Origin of the sequence: Mucilaginibacter sp. KACC 22773 (assembly GCF_028736215.1) — a bacterium.
Lineage (GTDB): Bacteria > Bacteroidota > Bacteroidia > Sphingobacteriales > Sphingobacteriaceae > Mucilaginibacter.
Genome location: NZ_CP117883.1, coordinates 6,143,694 through 6,159,261, shown reverse-complemented (window position 1 = coordinate 6,159,261; position 15,568 = coordinate 6,143,694). Strand labels below are relative to the sequence as shown.

Annotated in this window: 17 protein-coding genes; 8 read left to right on the top strand and 9 right to left on the bottom strand. The window is 42.0% G+C overall.

Annotated features, from left to right (window positions below):
• The first annotated feature begins 88 nt into the window (after positions 1 to 88).
• Positions 89 to 1,633: a glycoside hydrolase family 10-like protein gene (locus PQ469_RS25585; RefSeq protein ID WP_274210214.1), complete on the top strand. Its 1,545-nt coding sequence runs from the start codon at positions 89 to 91 to the stop codon at positions 1,631 to 1,633.
• Positions 1,634 to 1,995: 362 nt separating this feature from the next.
• Here PQ469_RS25585 and PQ469_RS25580 read toward each other — a convergent pair whose 3' ends face one another.
• On the bottom strand, positions 1,996 to 2,853 hold the full coding sequence (locus PQ469_RS25580; protein ID WP_274210213.1) for a transglutaminase-like domain-containing protein: 858 nt from the start codon (positions 2,851 to 2,853) through the stop codon (positions 1,996 to 1,998).
• Positions 2,854 to 2,896: 43 nt separating this feature from the next.
• Here PQ469_RS25580 and PQ469_RS25575 point away from each other — a divergent pair, with 43 nt between their 5' ends.
• On the top strand, positions 2,897 to 3,511 hold the full coding sequence (locus PQ469_RS25575) for a hypothetical protein (RefSeq protein WP_274210212.1): 615 nt from the start codon (positions 2,897 to 2,899) through the stop codon (positions 3,509 to 3,511).
• A gap of 49 nt (positions 3,512 to 3,560) precedes the next feature.
• Here the strand turns inward: PQ469_RS25575 and bshC are convergent, their stop codons facing one another.
• From bshC to PQ469_RS25540, 7 genes are all read right to left on the bottom strand, one after another.
• Positions 3,561 to 5,234 carry a bacillithiol biosynthesis cysteine-adding enzyme BshC gene (gene bshC, locus PQ469_RS25570; protein WP_274210211.1) on the bottom strand — a complete coding sequence of 558 codons (1,674 nt, stop codon included), beginning with the start codon at positions 5,232 to 5,234 and terminating at the stop codon, positions 3,561 to 3,563.
• Between the two features lie 141 nt (positions 5,235 to 5,375).
• Positions 5,376 to 6,713: a 30S ribosomal protein S12 methylthiotransferase RimO gene (gene rimO / locus PQ469_RS25565; protein ID WP_274210210.1), complete on the bottom strand. Its 1,338-nt coding sequence runs from the start codon at positions 6,711 to 6,713 to the stop codon at positions 5,376 to 5,378.
• A gap of 122 nt (positions 6,714 to 6,835) precedes the next feature.
• Positions 6,836 to 7,801, bottom strand: a complete 966-nt coding sequence (gene ftsY / locus PQ469_RS25560; RefSeq protein ID WP_274210209.1) for a signal recognition particle-docking protein FtsY — start codon at positions 7,799 to 7,801, stop codon at positions 6,836 to 6,838.
• A gap of 188 nt (positions 7,802 to 7,989) precedes the next feature.
• Positions 7,990 to 8,148, bottom strand: a complete 159-nt coding sequence (locus tag PQ469_RS25555) for a DUF4295 domain-containing protein (RefSeq protein ID WP_090641302.1) — start codon at positions 8,146 to 8,148, stop codon at positions 7,990 to 7,992.
• Between the two features lie 94 nt (positions 8,149 to 8,242).
• Positions 8,243 to 8,425 (bottom strand): 50S ribosomal protein L33, encoded by a 183-nt coding sequence (gene rpmG, locus PQ469_RS25550; RefSeq protein WP_067063463.1) that lies wholly within the window; start codon positions 8,423 to 8,425, stop codon positions 8,243 to 8,245.
• 106 nt (positions 8,426 to 8,531) lie between these two features.
• Complete coding sequence (gene rpmB, locus PQ469_RS25545) at positions 8,532 to 8,765, bottom strand: 50S ribosomal protein L28 (RefSeq protein ID WP_090641306.1); 234 nt, start codon at positions 8,763 to 8,765, stop codon at positions 8,532 to 8,534.
• Between the two features lie 123 nt (positions 8,766 to 8,888).
• Positions 8,889 to 9,599: a hypothetical protein gene (locus PQ469_RS25540; RefSeq protein WP_274210208.1), complete on the bottom strand. Its 711-nt coding sequence runs from the start codon at positions 9,597 to 9,599 to the stop codon at positions 8,889 to 8,891.
• Positions 9,600 to 9,835: 236 nt separating this feature from the next.
• On the opposite strand from PQ469_RS25540, the gene acs reads away from it, so the two are divergent.
• From acs to PQ469_RS25525, 3 genes are all read left to right on the top strand, one after another.
• The gene (gene acs / locus PQ469_RS25535; protein WP_274210207.1) at positions 9,836 to 11,737 is read left to right on the top strand and encodes an acetate--CoA ligase; all 1,902 of its coding nucleotides are present in this window, start codon (positions 9,836 to 9,838) and stop codon (positions 11,735 to 11,737) included.
• 186 nt (positions 11,738 to 11,923) lie between these two features.
• A complete protein-coding gene (locus PQ469_RS25530; protein WP_274210206.1) occupies positions 11,924 to 12,433 on the top strand; it encodes a hypothetical protein in 510 nt (169 codons plus the stop codon).
• Between the two features lie 153 nt (positions 12,434 to 12,586).
• Complete coding sequence (locus tag PQ469_RS25525; protein ID WP_274210205.1) at positions 12,587 to 12,772, top strand: CsbD family protein; 186 nt, start codon at positions 12,587 to 12,589, stop codon at positions 12,770 to 12,772.
• Positions 12,773 to 12,802: 30 nt separating this feature from the next.
• Here PQ469_RS25525 and PQ469_RS25520 read toward each other — a convergent pair whose 3' ends face one another.
• Positions 12,803 to 13,303 carry a Uma2 family endonuclease gene (locus PQ469_RS25520; protein ID WP_274210204.1) on the bottom strand — a complete coding sequence of 167 codons (501 nt, stop codon included), beginning with the start codon at positions 13,301 to 13,303 and terminating at the stop codon, positions 12,803 to 12,805.
• Positions 13,304 to 13,373: 70 nt separating this feature from the next.
• Between PQ469_RS25520 and surE the strand changes: the two genes are divergently transcribed.
• From surE to lpxB, 3 genes are read left to right on the top strand one after another with little or no spacing between them, the layout of a single operon-like run.
• A complete protein-coding gene (surE, locus tag PQ469_RS25515) occupies positions 13,374 to 14,147 on the top strand; it encodes a 5'/3'-nucleotidase SurE (protein ID WP_090641345.1) in 774 nt (257 codons plus the stop codon).
• A gap of 22 nt (positions 14,148 to 14,169) precedes the next feature.
• The gene (locus PQ469_RS25510; RefSeq protein WP_274210203.1) at positions 14,170 to 14,439 is read left to right on the top strand and encodes a hypothetical protein; all 270 of its coding nucleotides are present in this window, start codon (positions 14,170 to 14,172) and stop codon (positions 14,437 to 14,439) included.
• Positions 14,436 to 15,548 (top strand): lipid-A-disaccharide synthase, encoded by a 1,113-nt coding sequence (lpxB, locus tag PQ469_RS25505; RefSeq protein ID WP_274210202.1) that lies wholly within the window; start codon positions 14,436 to 14,438, stop codon positions 15,546 to 15,548. The genes PQ469_RS25510 and lpxB overlap by 4 nt, the downstream gene beginning before the upstream one ends.
• Positions 15,549 to 15,568: the final 20 nt, after the last annotated feature.

Here is a 15,568-nt window from a genome sequence, read left to right as displayed (position 1 = left end):
GGTATAAGGTAGTGTAGCATTTGGATGTATTTCAATTTATAAATCTTAGTTTTTAAAACTTCACGGCCATGGATTGGTTTAAATTAGGATGCAACACAAACTGCCTTTTATAACTCTCCTTCTACTCGCTTTTCTTAAATCAAATGCCCAACAGCCTGTAGATAGTAATGTTACCAACCACCCCAAGCGCGAATTTCGCGGTGTTTGGGTAGCCACTGTCGAAAATATCGACTGGCCGGCTACGCCCAATGAAACTACAGCCCAACAGCGACAGGAGTTAATAACCATTTTAGATGCCCATCAAAAAACGGGTATCAATGCTATTATGCTCCAGATTCGGCCTGCTGCTGACGCTTTTTATGCTAAAAGTCGTGAGCCCTGGTCCAAATGGCTTACCGGGAAGCAGGGCCTGGCACCTAACCCAGTTTACGATCCATTGGAATTTGCCGCTACCGAAGCGCATAAACGCGGGATGGAGCTGCACGCCTGGATAAACCCATACAGGGCAACTAAGGATAGTGCCTATTCGCAGCTTAGCCCACAGCATATTACCCGTATAAAACCCGAATGGTTTTTTACTTACGGCGGCATGAAGCTGTTTAACCCCGGCCTGCCCGAGGTAAGGGAATACATAGTGCAGGTGGTGCTGGATATGATAACCAATTACGATATCGATGGTATTCACATGGACGATTACTTTTACCCTTACCATGTAGCGGGCCAGCAGATAAACGATCAGCAAGCCTATCAGCAATACGGCAAAGGTTTTACCAATATTGACGATTGGCGGCGCGATAATGTAAACACCCTGATAAAAATGCTGAACGATAGTATCCATCAGCATAACCCACGGATGAAGTTTGGCATTAGCCCATTCAGTATTTGGGCCAACAAAACCCAGCTGGCCGATGGTTCTGATACGCATGGCAGCGACTCTTATTACGCTCTGTATGCCGATTCGCGCAAGTGGGTGCAGGAGGGTTGGGTAGATTATATTAACCCGCAGCTTTACCGCCCCATTGATGATAAACTGGTGCCGTTTAAAACGATGATTGACTGGTGGGGCAACAATGCCTATGGCCGGCATTTGTACATTGGGCAGGCACCATACCGTATTATCGAAAATAAACTGCCCGGTTTCAGGTTGCCGGGCGAACTGCCAGGCCAAATAAAATACCTGCGTAAAAACGCGAGGGTGCAGGGGAGCGTATACTTTAGTTCCAACTCGCTAATGAATAATCCGCTGGGTTTTACAGATTCGTTGCGGGCAAATTATTACCATTATCCGGCCCTGCCGCCGGTGATGCTCTGGCGCGATTCAATAGCGCCAAATGCGCCGGTAGGGCTTATCGCGAAGCCAGAGGCTAACGGCGTTAAACTGATGTGGCAAACACCATTGACAGCAAAGGATAATGAGCCGGTTTATGGCTATGTAGTTTATCGTTTTAGCACAGTTGCTAAACTAAACTTAGATAATGCCGAAAACATATTAAGCATTCAATATAACAGCAATACCTTCTATTTAGATACTACCGCAGAGAAAGGGAAAGCGTATATTTATGTGGTTACTGCTATTGACCGGCTGAAAAATGAAAGTGAGCCAGCATTGGCTGTTGATGGGGCGAGGTTATGAATTTAGACTTTGGCTATACTTGAATTTTTAAAAAACAATGGAAGTATTAGGAACTATTTTTGTTATTGTATTTTGCCTGGTACCTTATTCCTGGTTTTTTTATAAAGGAGTAAATATCCGTATCCGATTGCTATTTGCTTCCATGGCATCCTTGTTAATTTTATGTATAATGGTCACTTTGGTTTCTTTTGGAATCGAAAATTTAATCGGGATAACCAGCTTATATGGCATGTTTGTTTCAATAAGTGTATTGCTTAATATCGCCGTGATTATTGTGAGCTGGGTAGCTTCAAGATTGGCCAGGTGGTTGTAATATAGATTTCATAAATACTATAACCGGATTTACTACCCTACGATATTTGCTACCCCAATATCCCCAACAATTCATTCAACTCCACCACCTTCTCTGCCGCCCCTAAGTTTTCGTAGGCGCTTATCAGGTTGCGAATTACGCGTTTAATGATGTCAGTGTTGGAGCAGGGCTCATAAAACTGCTTGTCGAACTTGAGGTTAAGCTGCTTTAAAAACATATCTACATCGCGGCGGCCAAAAATAAAGCCTTTGTTAAAGGCATTGATATAAAACAGGATGCCGCCTTCAAAATTAGTTTCCATGCTTTCGTCAACATAGGCCAATATAAAGTGTTGCGGCAGGTTTACGCCGTATACCGGGATATCCAGTTTTTGGGCTATGATGGAGTAGATGATGGCCAGCGAGATCTGGTTGCCTTTTTTTGTTTCCAGAACCTGGCTCAGGTAGCTGTTTTGCGGGTCGAGGTGGTTGGAGGTATTGCCGCTGAAACCATAGATATTGTAAAATACATGGTTGATGAGCTTGATCTGCTCCTTGGGGCTGGCCTCGTTCATCATCTGGATCCAGATATCGCGTTTAATGGATTCTACCTGGTTAATAACCCTTTGTTCGTCCAGGTCGGGGTATTGATAGCGGTTAATGATCAGGATGCCTTGCAGCAGGTCAAACGCACCGCTTTGATGCCACAGCTGCAGGTCGGTTTTTAAAGATCCAAATTGAATTTCGTGCACCAGGTTAGCAATCCGCTCCTGCTGTACAGCGTCAAATGCCTGCTCAAAAGCGGTTTCCAGGTAGGCTATCACTTCGCTGCCGTAACCAAGCAATTTTTCGTGCACGTGATCATAGATCTCGTTATCGGGATCGTCCAGCAATCGGATCAAAGAGTTTACTTCTGTCGGATTTATCATATGCTATAATGCTAAAATACTAAACTTTTTTACTTTTGCGGGGATGTGGAATCTCAGATTTGTGCAAGATTATTTACAACACCGGTTTACGGCCAATAACCGGCATGGCATTCACTCGCCATTTGTTTACAAACTGATTGACCACGTAATTTATGATTACACCGACCAAAAGGTATACTACGAGCCCGGATTTGTACAGAAAACAGGAAAGGGAAGTGTAGGTTTAAAGCCCAAAGTAGTCCGGCTAATTTACCGGCTGGTAAAATATTTTAATCCGGCCAATATTATCGAACTGAGAGCAAAAGGGAGTGAAGTAAGTGTTTATTTGCAACAAGCAGCTCCCAACGCCAATTTTTTTCTGCCAAAAAACGATGCTGAATTTGCGCGCCTTGATAAAACACAACCGGCTCTTGTGATTATTCATGGCGATAATTTACGGCAGGAAACAATAAGATACTTCGGTCAATATCTGCCCGAAATACATCCGGATACCATTATGCTTTTTACCGGCATGTACCGGGATAGCCAACTGAAGCAAACCTGGAACCAAATTAAGCTAAACCCCAAAGTTACCCTCACCATCAACCTGTTTTGGATAGGCCTGGTGTTTTTTAAGCAAGACAGGAAAGAAAAGGAACATTTTAAAGTGAGGTATTAAAAATACGCTCATCGGGAAGGTTATCGCCCGGCATCACTCTGTTGCAGGGTTATTCTTCTGTTAAAACTGTAAACTCAAAATTAAGCGGTTCAAAATGGCGGATGAGTTCATCAATGAACATTTGTCCCCATCTTACATACATCAAACCAAAGTTTTCGGTGCGTTCCTGCAAACTGTCTTTAGGGAAAAGCTCGGCTTTAACTATAGCCAATTGTTCAAGTCTGGTAGCATAGTTGCGTTTTTCTGCTTTGATCAGTTTTTTCTCCAGGTTATCTATGGCGTGTTTTAACCTTGCCTGTACTGCAGCTGCGGAAGGCGATAGGGTAGGGTCAATTTTATAGGAACGGAGTTTTATCTTTTCGAACAAGGCGCTCATTTCGCGCCATTCGCCTTCAAGGCTCAAGGTATGGTTGCTGTGTTTTTTTATCCAGTCGGTTTTAAGGGTATCGTTTGGTTTAAACAAATCGGCGGCCGTAAGGTCCATGTGTTTAACTTTGGCTGCCTGGTCTTTCTTTACAACCAGTGCCGAGTTACGCAGGATGAGTATGGGAAAATCAACCTTGTAAAAATCGAAGTTAACTTTCAGTTCCAGCCAGTAAACCACCTCGGCACCGCCGCCAATGTAGGCTATGTTTGGCAAAATGCATTCCTGATACAGGGGGCGCATTACTACGTTAGGGCTGAAACGTTCCGGGTAAGTGGCTATTTCTTCTTTCAATTCCGCTTCGGTAAAACGGATTTCGGTATTCATCACCTGGTAACTGTCGTGCTCAAATATTACGCGTTCGCGAAGGCTATCCTTCAGGTAAAAAAAGTTAATCTCGCGCGGGTTTACCTGGATGTGCACACCCAGTTTGTGCAATTGCTCATTAGTAGCCGTGATGTTTTTAAAGCTGTTTTGATTGATGATATCCTGCTCCATAATTGGGGCAAACTGCTTTTTAAACTCATGGTCGTCGGCATCGATGATTACTAAACCATATTGGCCAAACAGCGCGTTCACCAGGTAGCGGGTAGCATCGGCCAGTTTATCAAATTTGGTATAGGCGGTTTCTACAATTTCGGCAACCTCAACGGCGTGGCCTTCCATGCCCAAAACACCTTTGTACTGGTTAAGCGCCTGCCGCATAGTATCCGGATTGATACGGCCGGTTGCGCCCGAAGCATCGTACCACCAATGTACTTTTTTGCCGCCGATGTTGGTATAATTAATCTCGGCAAAATCATGATCCTCACTGGCCATCCAGTAAACGGGTACAAAGTTTTTGTCGGGATGAGCAGCTTTTAATTGTTGGGATAATTTAATTGCGGTTGCAATTTTATAAAGAAAATAAAGCGGACCGGCAAAAATATTGAGCTGATGCCCGGTTGTAATGGTGTAGGTGCTGTCGAGTTTTAGGAGTTCTAAGTTTTGGGCGGTAAGTGGTTGTACGTTATACGTTATACGTTTCACGTTACCCTCACCTTCAGACTTCCCGACTTCCGGACTTCCCGACTTCCGGACTTCCTGACCTTCGGACTTCTCCGCGTATTGCTTTGATAAAACTCGGTATAGAATTTCACGATCGGCAACAACTTTTTTATTTTTAAGCAGTTCGGCAAATCCGTCCATATCAGGGCGGAAGCCGTAAAAAGGTTGCAGGTCGGCCCGGTTTTCGATGTAGTCAATAACAGTGGGCGAAAAAAATCCGGTTTCTTTATAACTTATACAGGAGGCTTCCATCTTGATTTTGGATTTCGGATGTTCGATTTCGGATTTAAAAAATCAGATAAGAAACATCGGCTAAGCATCAAAATATTAAATGCTGGTGTCGAAATTAGATTTTTAATCTCAATTCACTCAACAGCAAGCCGCAAATTAATATTATTTTACAATTTGTCCATAAAGATCAAAGTCTTCGGCACTGTCTATCTTCACGTTAACAAAGCTGCCAACGGTTGCATAATCAATGCTGGCATCAATTAAAACCTCGTTGTCAACTTCCGGAGAATCAAATTCTGTACGGCCAACAAAGTAGTTGCCGTCTTTTTTATCAACCAAAACCTTAAATGTGTGGCCAATTTTTTCCTGGTTTTTGTCAAAAGAAATTCCCTGCTGAATTTCCATAATGGCGTCGGCACGTTCCTGTTTTAGTTCGTCGGGGACATCATCTATCAGCGAATGGGCATGTGTTTTTTCCTCATGCGAATAAGTGAAGCAGCCAAGGCGATCGAATTTAGTATCCTCAACCCATTGGGCCATTTCTTCAAAATCCTGCTGGGTTTCGCCAGGGTAGCCGGTGATGAGGGTAGTACGCATGGCAATGCCGGGCACTTTATCACGAATCTGGTTTACCAAGTCGATGGTTTTTTGTTTGGTGATACCACGGCGCATAGATTTAAGCATATCATCGCTGATGTGCTGTAATGGCATATCCATGTATTTGCAAATGTTATCGCGCTCGTTCATTACATCTAAAACCTCCATCGGGAAGCCGGATGGGTAAGCGTATTGCAGCCTGATCCACTCTACACCGTTAACGTCGCTCAGGCGGCGTAATAACTCATCCAGATTACGTTTACCGTACAGGTCGAGGCCGTAGTAGGTTAAGTCCTGGGCAATGAGTATTAGTTCTTTGGTGCCGTTTTTTACCAGGTTTTGGGCATCTTTAACCAATTGGTCAATAGGTGTGCTCAAATGCTTGCCGCGCATCAGCGGAATAGCGCAGAACGAACATGGTCGGTTACAACCTTCGGCAATTTTAAAATAAGCAAAATGGGATGGCGTGGTTAATAGACGTTCGCCAATCAGTTCGTGTTTGTAGTTGGCACCTACAGAAGCCAGCAGGTTTTGCAGGTCATTGGTACCAAAGTAAGCGTCAACATTTGTTATTTCGGCTTCCAACTCGGGTTTGTAACGTTCGCTTAAGCAACCGGTAACTATTACCTTACCAACTTTGCCTTGTTCTTTAAGTTCGCTATATTGGAGGATGGTATCAATAGATTCCTGTTTAGCGTTATCGATAAAGCCGCAGGTATTGATAACTATGATATCGTTTTTACCCACTTTTTCGGCCTCGTGTACCACGTCAAACTGGTTGCCTTTCAGCTGGCCCATCAATATCTCAGAATCGTATATGTTTTTTGAACAACCTAAAGTAACCACGTTAACACGTTGTTTAACAGGTTTAGCTATCGGCCGGGAAATTTCTTTTGTCTTCATAACACACTAATCATTGCAATGAAAAAATTGTCATTGCGAGGAACGAAGCAATCGCGAACTATACAGAGTTGAATTGCAAGGGAAGAGATTGCTTCGTCGTTCCTCCTCGCAATGACATGATTTTATTGCTTGAATAAAGAATCGACGAAAGCCTGCCTGTCAAACAACTGCAGATGCTCCATGCCTTCGCCTACACCTATATATTTTACCGGGATTTTAAACTGATCTGATATCCCTATTACCACACCACCTTTAGCCGTGCCATCAAGCTTGGTTAAGGCCAGGGCGTTTACATTGGTGGCCTCGGTAAACTGCTTGCATTGCTCAATTGCATTTTGACCGGTTGATGCATCCAATACCAATAGTATTTCGTGTGGCGCGCCGGGAATTACCTTTTGCATCACATTTTTAATTTTGGTAAGCTCGTTCATCAGGCCTACTTTATTGTGTAATCTGCCGGCAGTATCAATTATCGCTACATCATCACCGTTGGCAACAGCTGAGCGAAGGGTATCATATGCTACAGAAGCAGGATCGGAACCCATTGGCTGTGCCACTACTTTTACATCAACCCGTTTGCCCCAAAGTTGCAATTGATCGACGGCTGCCGCACGAAAAGTATCGGCAGCGCCAAGCACTACTTTATTGCCGGCTTGCTTTAGCTTATGTGCCAGTTTGCCAATAGTAGTAGTTTTACCTACGCCGTTAACGCCAACCACCATGATTACATAGGGCTTATGATCGCCATATTCAAAATTGCGGAAATCGTTACTGTTATTTTCGGCCAGGAGTTTTTGGATCTCATCTTTCAGCAACACATTCAGTTCGCCGGTGCCAATGTATTTATCGCGGGCTACACGTTCCTGAATGCGTTCGATGATCTTGAGCGTGGTTTTTACACCCACGTCTGATGTTACCAGGATCTCTTCCAAATCATCCAGCACATCATCATCAACGGTTGATTTACCTGCGACGGCCTTGGTTATCTTTGAAAAAAAATTATCCTTGGTTTTTTCTAAACCGCTATCAAGGGCTTGCTGCTCCTGCTGTGTATTTTCCTTTTTCTTAAAAAAATCAAATAATCCCATTTTAGATGTGCAGATTTTAGATTACAGATGTGCAGATTGTTTTTCTGAACCCGAATTAAGCGAATTTAGGAATTAATAGAATTCTGGTAATTTTTTAATTCGTTTAGTTCCGGTTCAGACCTCAACAAAAAAGCCCTCTCGTAAAAACAAGACGGCTTCGATATTTTGATCAAAAGTTTAAGCAAATATTATTTGCCTGCAATGATGTCCTTAACAGCGTCGTTAGGAACAATTTGCTCTTTGAATGAATAAGCACCGGTTTTTGGTGATTTGTTCATTGTGATAACTTTTGAATATTCTTTGCCTTTACCTGCTACTTTCAGTGTTGCAACTACTTTCTTTGCCATTTCTTTTAATTATTGAATTAGTGAATCATTGAATTAGTGAGTTAACTGATGCCAGGGATCTAAACCTAATCAACCAATCAACTTAATCAACCAATTACTTAATCTCTTTATGAACAGTTACTTTCCTTAAAACCGGGTTGAATTTTTTCATTTCCAGTCTTTCAGTGGTATTTTTTTTGTTCTTGGTGGTAATATAGCGAGACATGCCTGGCATACCGCTTGTTTTGTGTTCAGTACACTCTAATATAACCTGAACCCTGTTGCCTTTTTTTGCCATTTTCTTTTTATGTTGTACGCATCACCGTCACGGCTTACGTAATTTTTCAAATTATACCTTGTACGCTTTTAATTTTACAATTTGTAAAACCGTTAACGTACAACTACTAAATGTATCCTTTTTTTACAAATTTATTGATACATGCAGTAATACCATTTTTAGTGATGGTTTTTACAGCCGAAGTAGATACCTTTAAGGTAATCCATTTATCCTCTTCAGGGATATAAAACTTTTTAAGTTTTAAGTTAGGATGAAATCTGCGTTTAGTTTTAACGTTTGAGTTAGAAACGTTGTTACCAACTATAGATGCTTTTCCTGTTAGATCACAAATTCTTGACATGACAAATATTTTTAATTATCAACCCTTTATTCAAAAAGAGTTTGCAAATATCAGACTTTTTAATCAAATATTCAATAGCGGTATTAAAAATAATTCAAAAAGATTTTATATAGCTTAAACACCTCAATAATAGCTGATTTTACGGCTTATGGTATCTGTTCTCGGATCAAAATGTAGTGGAGGATAGGCTTTATATCGAACTATAGCCTTTATCCAGTTTTTTTTCGAATCTACGACAGTATATTCATAGGTCTTCTTGGATAAAAGTAGATCAACTGGTTCATATTCTGTTTCTTCAATAACGCGGTTTTGTTTATCGTATTTATATCTGGTTGCCGTAGGTTCAAGTTTTGTTTCCCATTCCGCGTATATAAATTCAATTAGATTACCATGCTTGTCGTATTTATAACGGTTAACGTTATGAGTTATAATTGTGTCTCCTTTGTCATCTATAGGACGGCCTAATGTGTCAAAGTTTAGTTTGGATGATTCTTTACTCCCATTTGTTATTGTTTCCCCAATCATTGATTTAACCTTGCCGTTTTTGTCATTGTAAGTATAAGTTGTATTTTCTTTCGTTATCGTAGTGTCAGTTCTATTTTCCAGTATTGCTATACTCAACGTATTTACACTTGAAGTTAGCGTACGCCCTTCCTGGTCAATTGTAAGCCTTGTAAAATCGTATTTTGAAGAATAAGAATATATTTCTTTCACGTGTCCATTTAATGTTTCTGTTTTGCCATTGATATTAACCTTGGTTTTTGTTGAGTCTGTTTTTTTACAGGTGAAAACTAACAAACTAATAATAAGCAATATTGATGTCTGGTACCTCATAATTAAGTTAACTCATGGTGAATGAAACAATTGTAGATTTGAAAAAAAAAGGATATTTTAAAAAACATAAAAATAAATCAAAAAACGGCTATTAGTACCCAAATGATGGTATTCTGCTTGTTTGCCATACACTTGCCTTTTAAATTTATACACTTTTTAAATAATTTTAAAAAGTTGCAGAATTAATATTTACATCATATATAAATTATTAAATTAGGCCCTCCATTATAAACACTATGAAGATTACATCATTTGACGAATACAAGCAGGTATACCAACAAAGTATTGAGCAACCCGAAGAATTTTGGGCCGGTATAGCCGAAAACTTTTTATGGCAAAAAAAGTGGGATAAGGTATTGGACTGGAATTTTAAAGAGCCTAAAATAAAATGGTTCCAGGGCGCCAAACTAAATATAACCGAAAATTGTCTCGACCGTCACCTTGAAACTATTGGCGATAAACCGGCCATCATCTGGGAGCCTAATGATCCGCAGGAAGATCACCGGATATTAACCTATCGCCAGCTGCACGATAAAGTTTGCCAGTTTGCCAATGTTTTAAAAAATAATGGCGCAAAAAAAGGCGACCGTATTTGTATTTACATGCCAATGATTCCCGAATTGGCTATAGCCGTTTTGGCTTGTGCCCGTATTGGCGCTATCCATTCTGTAGTATTTGGCGGTTTTTCGGCACAATCCATTGCCGATAGGATAAACGATGCCGAGTGTAATATAGTTATTACTGCCGATGGCGGCTTCCGTGGCAATAAGGCCATACCGTTAAAAGGTGTTATTGATGATGCGTTGGTGCAATGCCGGTCTGTTAAAAGAGTAATAGTATTAACCCGCAGCCGTACGCCGGTATCCATGATAAAAGGCCGTGACGTTTGGTGGGAAGATGAAGTTAAAAAGGTAGAAACCCAGGGTAATCCCGATTGCCCCGCCGAAGTAATGGATGCCGAGGATATGCTGTTCATTTTATATACCTCCGGCTCAACAGGTAAACCCAAAGGTGTGGTGCATACCACAGGCGGCTACATGGTTTACACAGGTTATACTTTTGCCAATGTATTTCAGTACAACAAAGGCGAGGTTTATTTTTGTACTGCCGATATAGGCTGGATAACCGGGCACTCATACATTGTTTATGGCCCGTTATCGCAGGGGGCAACAACTTTGATGTTTGAAGGTGTGCCAACCTACCCGGATGCCGGCCGTTTTTGGGATATAGTAGATAAGTTTAAAGTTAATATATTATATACCGCGCCAACTGCTATCCGTTCATTAATGAGCTTCGGCGAGGAGCCTTTGAAAGGTAAAGACCTAAGTTCGTTAACCAAACTGGGTTCGGTAGGCGAGCCGATAAACGAAGAAGCATGGCACTGGTACGATGAAAAGATAGGCCACGGCAAATGCCCTATTGCCGATACCTGGTGGCAAACAGAAAATGGCGGGTTGATGATATCTCCAATTTGCAATGTTACCCCAACTAAGCCGGGGTATGCAACTTTACCATTGCCAGGTGTACAGCCGGTACTGGTTGATGAAAATGGTAAAGTGATTGAAGGTAACGGCGTAAGCGGCAACCTTTGTATCAAGTTTCCATGGCCGGGAATGCTGCGTACTACCTATGGCGATCATGAACGCTGCCGCACCACCTACTTTGCCACTTACGAAAATATGTACTTTACCGGCGACGGCTGTTTAAGGGACGAAGATGGCTACTACCGCATCACCGGCCGGGTTGACGACGTGCTGAACGTATCCGGTCACCGCATTGGCACCGCCGAAGTAGAGAATGCTATTAATATGCACAGCAGCGTTGTTGAATCGGCCGTTGTGGGTTATCCGCATGATATTAAGGGACAGGGCGTTTATGCCTTTGTGGTATGCCCTAACCAGCATGGCGATTCGGAACTTGCGCGCAAGGATATCACCATGACCGTTGCCCGTATTATAGGTGCCATAGCCAAGCCGGATAAAATCCAGTTTGTGACCGGGCTGCCAAAAACCAGGTCGGGGAAAATTATGCGCCGTATTTTGCGCAAAATAGCCGAAGGTGAAACATCCAACTTAGGCGATACCTCTACCTTGCTTGACCCGGCCGTGGTTGAAGAAATTAAGGCAGGAGCGTTGTAAGGAAGAGAGTCAAGAATTAAGAGTCAAGAATCAAGATAGTTAAATCTTCGGTTCTTGGCTTTTTGTTTTTATTCGATGATGCTTCAGGCCTTAACTCTTTTTTTAAATAACTTGCGCATCCTAACTTATTGTATGAATAAACGACAGTTGTATCGTACACTTCTATTCCTTTTCATAGGAGCATCAATGTTTTTTTTTTCTTTTAAAAGCCGCCCTTCTGCACGATACCGGCTCGATTTTTTTACCAAAGAGAACCAGTTTTACCTTTGTGATTCGGCGTTTACCGGCGAAACAGGCGACCCTGGTTTTTGGACATCCTCGGCATATAACGATAGGATGGCGACAGCAAAAGACAGGGATATAGTTGGCCTCAGCATTGGAAGCTTTGGTCATGTAAAAGCACAGCTTGATATACTGGATGCCCCGAGCAGGGAAAAAGATTTTAAGAAATACGATCACGTGGTTGAGGCGGGTGTAAGGATAAGCTCGGGAATACTGGAAGTGCTTGATTATCCGGATAGCAAAATTCAACTAAAAGCCATCGTAACGCCGGGCTACTACCGCATCAGGGTTTATTCGTACGATTTGGCCAACAACGATCCCGAAGCAGATGAGGGTACAGACCATTACAAAATAGAGCTATGGTCATCTCATGATTTTGAACGAAGGGTGCTGAAACAGTTTGTGGAAGAATAGGGGGAGAGTCAAGAGATTAAGAAGCTGCCATGACATGCATTAATTTGGCTCTTTATGCTTTCGTCTTAACTCTTGATTCTAATATCTTGCCTCTTCCTCAAAAACCATATCATTCCCCGGGTGTTATACAAATACATCTAAATAAAAAACATCATGGATAAATTACAAATTAAGGGTGGTTGGAATGAATTGAAGGGTAAAATAAAACAAGCCTACGGCGATCTTACCGACGATGATTTAACTTACGAACAAGGTAAAGACGACGAAACGTTAGGAAGACTCCAGCAAAAAACCGGTAAAACGCGCGATGAACTGGTGAAATGGATAAACAGTTTATAACATTGAAAAGGCTCCGGGAACGGGGCCTTTTTATTTGAAAACCTTTGCAAGTTCAATTGCAAAGCCAGGCAAGATTAAAGAATGGACTATCTCATTTTTCTGCGTTTTTTGATGAAGGTAATAAACGCCATCCCTTAATACATAAAGATCGGCGTTCTGCGCTATAGGGTCAATAATGACGTATTCTTTTACACCGTATTTTTCGTAGGTGTCTTTTTTAGGGCGAAGGTCATAATAGGCGTTCTTTTCCCATAGAACCTCGACAACCAAATCGGGCGGACCATAAATATAATCCCTAATGATATCGCGCCTTTCTTCGGCAACGTAAACAAAGTCTGGCTGAAAGGAGTTTTGATTGCCGAGTATTACTTCAATTGGTCGCATTAAATAAGTGCCTTCGTTTTTAACCCTGTCTTCATAAGTTATAAAGGCTGTAGCTACCGCTGCAAGGGTAAGTTGATGATTTACTGTTCGGGATGGCCAATCAATCAAGCACCCGTTGATGTATTGGTAAGGTGCACCAATGGGCATCTGCAGATATTCATCAAGAGTTATTTCTTTTCAGTCGTCAGCATAAATCAAATATAATTAATTTCGCGTGATGAAATCAATCAAACCCACCATACTTGTTGTTAACGATGATGGCATAACCGCCCCCGGCATCAAAGTATTAATTGAAGCCATGAGCGAGATAGGCAGGGTAGTGGTTGTTGCACCCGATAGCCCGCAATCGGGCATGGGGCACGCCATTACTATAGGTAAACCTTTACGTTTAGATAAGGTAGATATTTATGAGGGCATCGAAATGTACCGCTGCTCTGGTACGCCGGTTGATTGTGTGAAGCTTGCCGTAAATAAAGTATTTAAAGGGCTTAAGCCCGATTTATGCGTATCGGGCATTAACCATGGCTTAAATAATTCCATTAACGTATTGTACTCCGGCACCATGTCGGCAGCTGTTGAAGGCGCTATTGAAAGTATTCCATCTATTGGTTTTTCTTTAGATGATTATAACCTGGATGCTAACTTTAGCCATTGCGTTAAATATATTAAGGAGCTTGCCCTGCAGGTTTTAGCCAACGGTTTACCTGCAAATACGTTACTTAACGTGAATTTTCCGAACACCCACGATATTAAAGGAATCAAGATTTGCCGGCAGGCTAACGCTAAATGGGCCGAAGAATTTGATGAAAGGGTTGATCCGCATAAACGGCCCTATTACTGGCTAACCGGTGTTTTTCAGTTAAACGATGGTGGCGAGGATACCGATGTTTGGGCTTTAGAACACAATTACGCATCGGTGGTACCTGTTCAGTTTGATATGACGGCGCACCACGCCATCCCGTTTTTAAACACCTGGGCATTTAATGTGTAAATTGCTGTGCTAAATAAAATACATGCTTAAAAATAACAGTATAGTGGTTGGTTTGGTAGGCGGCTCGATATTGCCGGGTATCAGCCTGTTTATTTTTTTATACCTGCTTAAAGGCAGCTTTTTGATATTAAATAAACCGGGTATTCCGTATTTGGTTGCCATAGCGCTGAATCTTTTTATCATCCGATATTGTTTTAAGCAGGGGAAAGACAATACAGGCACGGGGATGATATTGATCACCTTTGTATTTACGGCAGCGGTGTTTTTACTCAAATTACAACCCATCCGATGAAGTATTACCTGGTAGCCGGCGAAGCCTCGGGCGATTTGCACGGGGCCAACCTGATGAAAGCACTTAAGGAGCTTGATCTGGCCGCCGAATTTCGTTTTTTTGGCGGCGACCTGATGAAGGCCGAAGGTGGAACCCTGGTGAAGCACTATGCCGATATGGCCTTTATGGGTTTTGTGGAGGTTGTTGTTAACCTGCGTGCCATCCTCAAAAACATGAAAGCCTGTAAAGATGATATTGCGGCATACCAACCCGACGTTTTGGTGTTGATTGATTTTCCGGGCTTTAATTTAAAAATAGCAGAATACGCTAAATCCATCGGCCTGCGGGTTAACTACTACATTTCGCCCAAAGTATGGGCATGGAACCAAAAGCGGGTATTAAAAATCAAGCGGATAGTTGATCATCTGTTTTGCATATTGCCTTTTGAAGTTGATTTTTATAAAAGCTGGGGAATGGATGTTGATTATGTAGGCAATCCGTTGCTGGATGCAATAACTGCATTTGAGCCTAATCCCGAATTTTTAAAGCAAAATAATGTATCTGGTAAAAAGATCATAGCGCTGTTGCCGGGCAGCCGCAAACAGGAAATAAATTATTTATTGCCGGATATGATTGCCGTAGCCAGGCAGTTTAAAGACTATCAGTTTGTTATAGCAGGAGCGCCATCATTTAAGCCCGGGTTTTACAGCCAGTTTGTGAAGGATACCAATATTCCCGTAATATTTAATGCCACATACGATTTGTTAACCAACGCGCATGCCGCCATTGTTGCCTCGGGAACTGCAACTTTAGAGACTGCCTTGTTTAACATACCACAAGTAGTAGTATATAAAGGCAACGCGTTAACCATCGCGATAGCCCGTATGTTGGTAAAAGTTAAATTTATATCATTGGTTAACCTGATTGTAAGCAGGGCGATAGTAAAGGAGCTTATCCAGGAAGACTGTAATGAGCTGAAAATAGCTGCCGAACTTGGTGCACTGATTAATGAAGGCAGTTACCGTGAAACGATGTTGAAAGATTATGATGCCCTTGACCAAAGGATGGGCCAACCCGGTGCATCGGCCAAAACCGCACGACTGATTGTTAAATACGCCACAAAAAAATAAAGCCCTGTTTTAGCAGGGCT

What these genes read in the sequence shown, in the direction of transcription:
- rimO (WP_274210210.1), bottom strand. Translation starts at nt 6,713, where the DNA reads ATGAAGACAAAAGAAATTTCCCGGCCGATAGCTAAACCTGTTAAACAA.
- surE (WP_090641345.1), top strand. Translation starts at nt 13,374, where the DNA reads ATGAAATCAATCAAACCCACCATACTTGTTGTTAACGATGATGGCATA.
- PQ469_RS25530 (WP_274210206.1), top strand. Translation starts at nt 11,924, where the DNA reads ATGTTTTTTTTTTCTTTTAAAAGCCGCCCTTCTGCACGATACCGGCTC.
- lpxB (WP_274210202.1), top strand. Translation starts at nt 14,436, where the DNA reads ATGAAGTATTACCTGGTAGCCGGCGAAGCCTCGGGCGATTTGCACGGG.
- rpmG (WP_067063463.1), bottom strand. Translation starts at nt 8,425, where the DNA reads ATGGCAAAAAAAGGCAACAGGGTTCAGGTTATATTAGAGTGTACTGAA.
- PQ469_RS25580 (WP_274210213.1), bottom strand. Translation starts at nt 2,853, where the DNA reads ATGATAAATCCGACAGAAGTAAACTCTTTGATCCGATTGCTGGACGAT.
- acs (WP_274210207.1), top strand. Translation starts at nt 9,836, where the DNA reads ATGAAGATTACATCATTTGACGAATACAAGCAGGTATACCAACAAAGT.
- bshC (WP_274210211.1), bottom strand. Translation starts at nt 5,234, where the DNA reads ATGGAAGCCTCCTGTATAAGTTATAAAGAAACCGGATTTTTTTCGCCC.
- PQ469_RS25525 (WP_274210205.1), top strand. Translation starts at nt 12,587, where the DNA reads ATGGATAAATTACAAATTAAGGGTGGTTGGAATGAATTGAAGGGTAAA.
- PQ469_RS25520 (WP_274210204.1), bottom strand. Translation starts at nt 13,303, where the DNA reads ATGCCCATTGGTGCACCTTACCAATACATCAACGGGTGCTTGATTGAT.
- rpmB (WP_090641306.1), bottom strand. Translation starts at nt 8,765, where the DNA reads ATGTCAAGAATTTGTGATCTAACAGGAAAAGCATCTATAGTTGGTAAC.
- PQ469_RS25575 (WP_274210212.1), top strand. Translation starts at nt 2,897, where the DNA reads ATGTGGAATCTCAGATTTGTGCAAGATTATTTACAACACCGGTTTACG.
- ftsY (WP_274210209.1), bottom strand. Translation starts at nt 7,801, where the DNA reads ATGGGATTATTTGATTTTTTTAAGAAAAAGGAAAATACACAGCAGGAG.
- PQ469_RS25540 (WP_274210208.1), bottom strand. Translation starts at nt 9,599, where the DNA reads ATGAGGTACCAGACATCAATATTGCTTATTATTAGTTTGTTAGTTTTC.
- PQ469_RS25510 (WP_274210203.1), top strand. Translation starts at nt 14,170, where the DNA reads ATGCTTAAAAATAACAGTATAGTGGTTGGTTTGGTAGGCGGCTCGATA.
- PQ469_RS25555 (WP_090641302.1), bottom strand. Translation starts at nt 8,148, where the DNA reads ATGGCAAAGAAAGTAGTTGCAACACTGAAAGTAGCAGGTAAAGGCAAA.
- PQ469_RS25585 (WP_274210214.1), top strand. Translation starts at nt 89, where the DNA reads ATGCAACACAAACTGCCTTTTATAACTCTCCTTCTACTCGCTTTTCTT.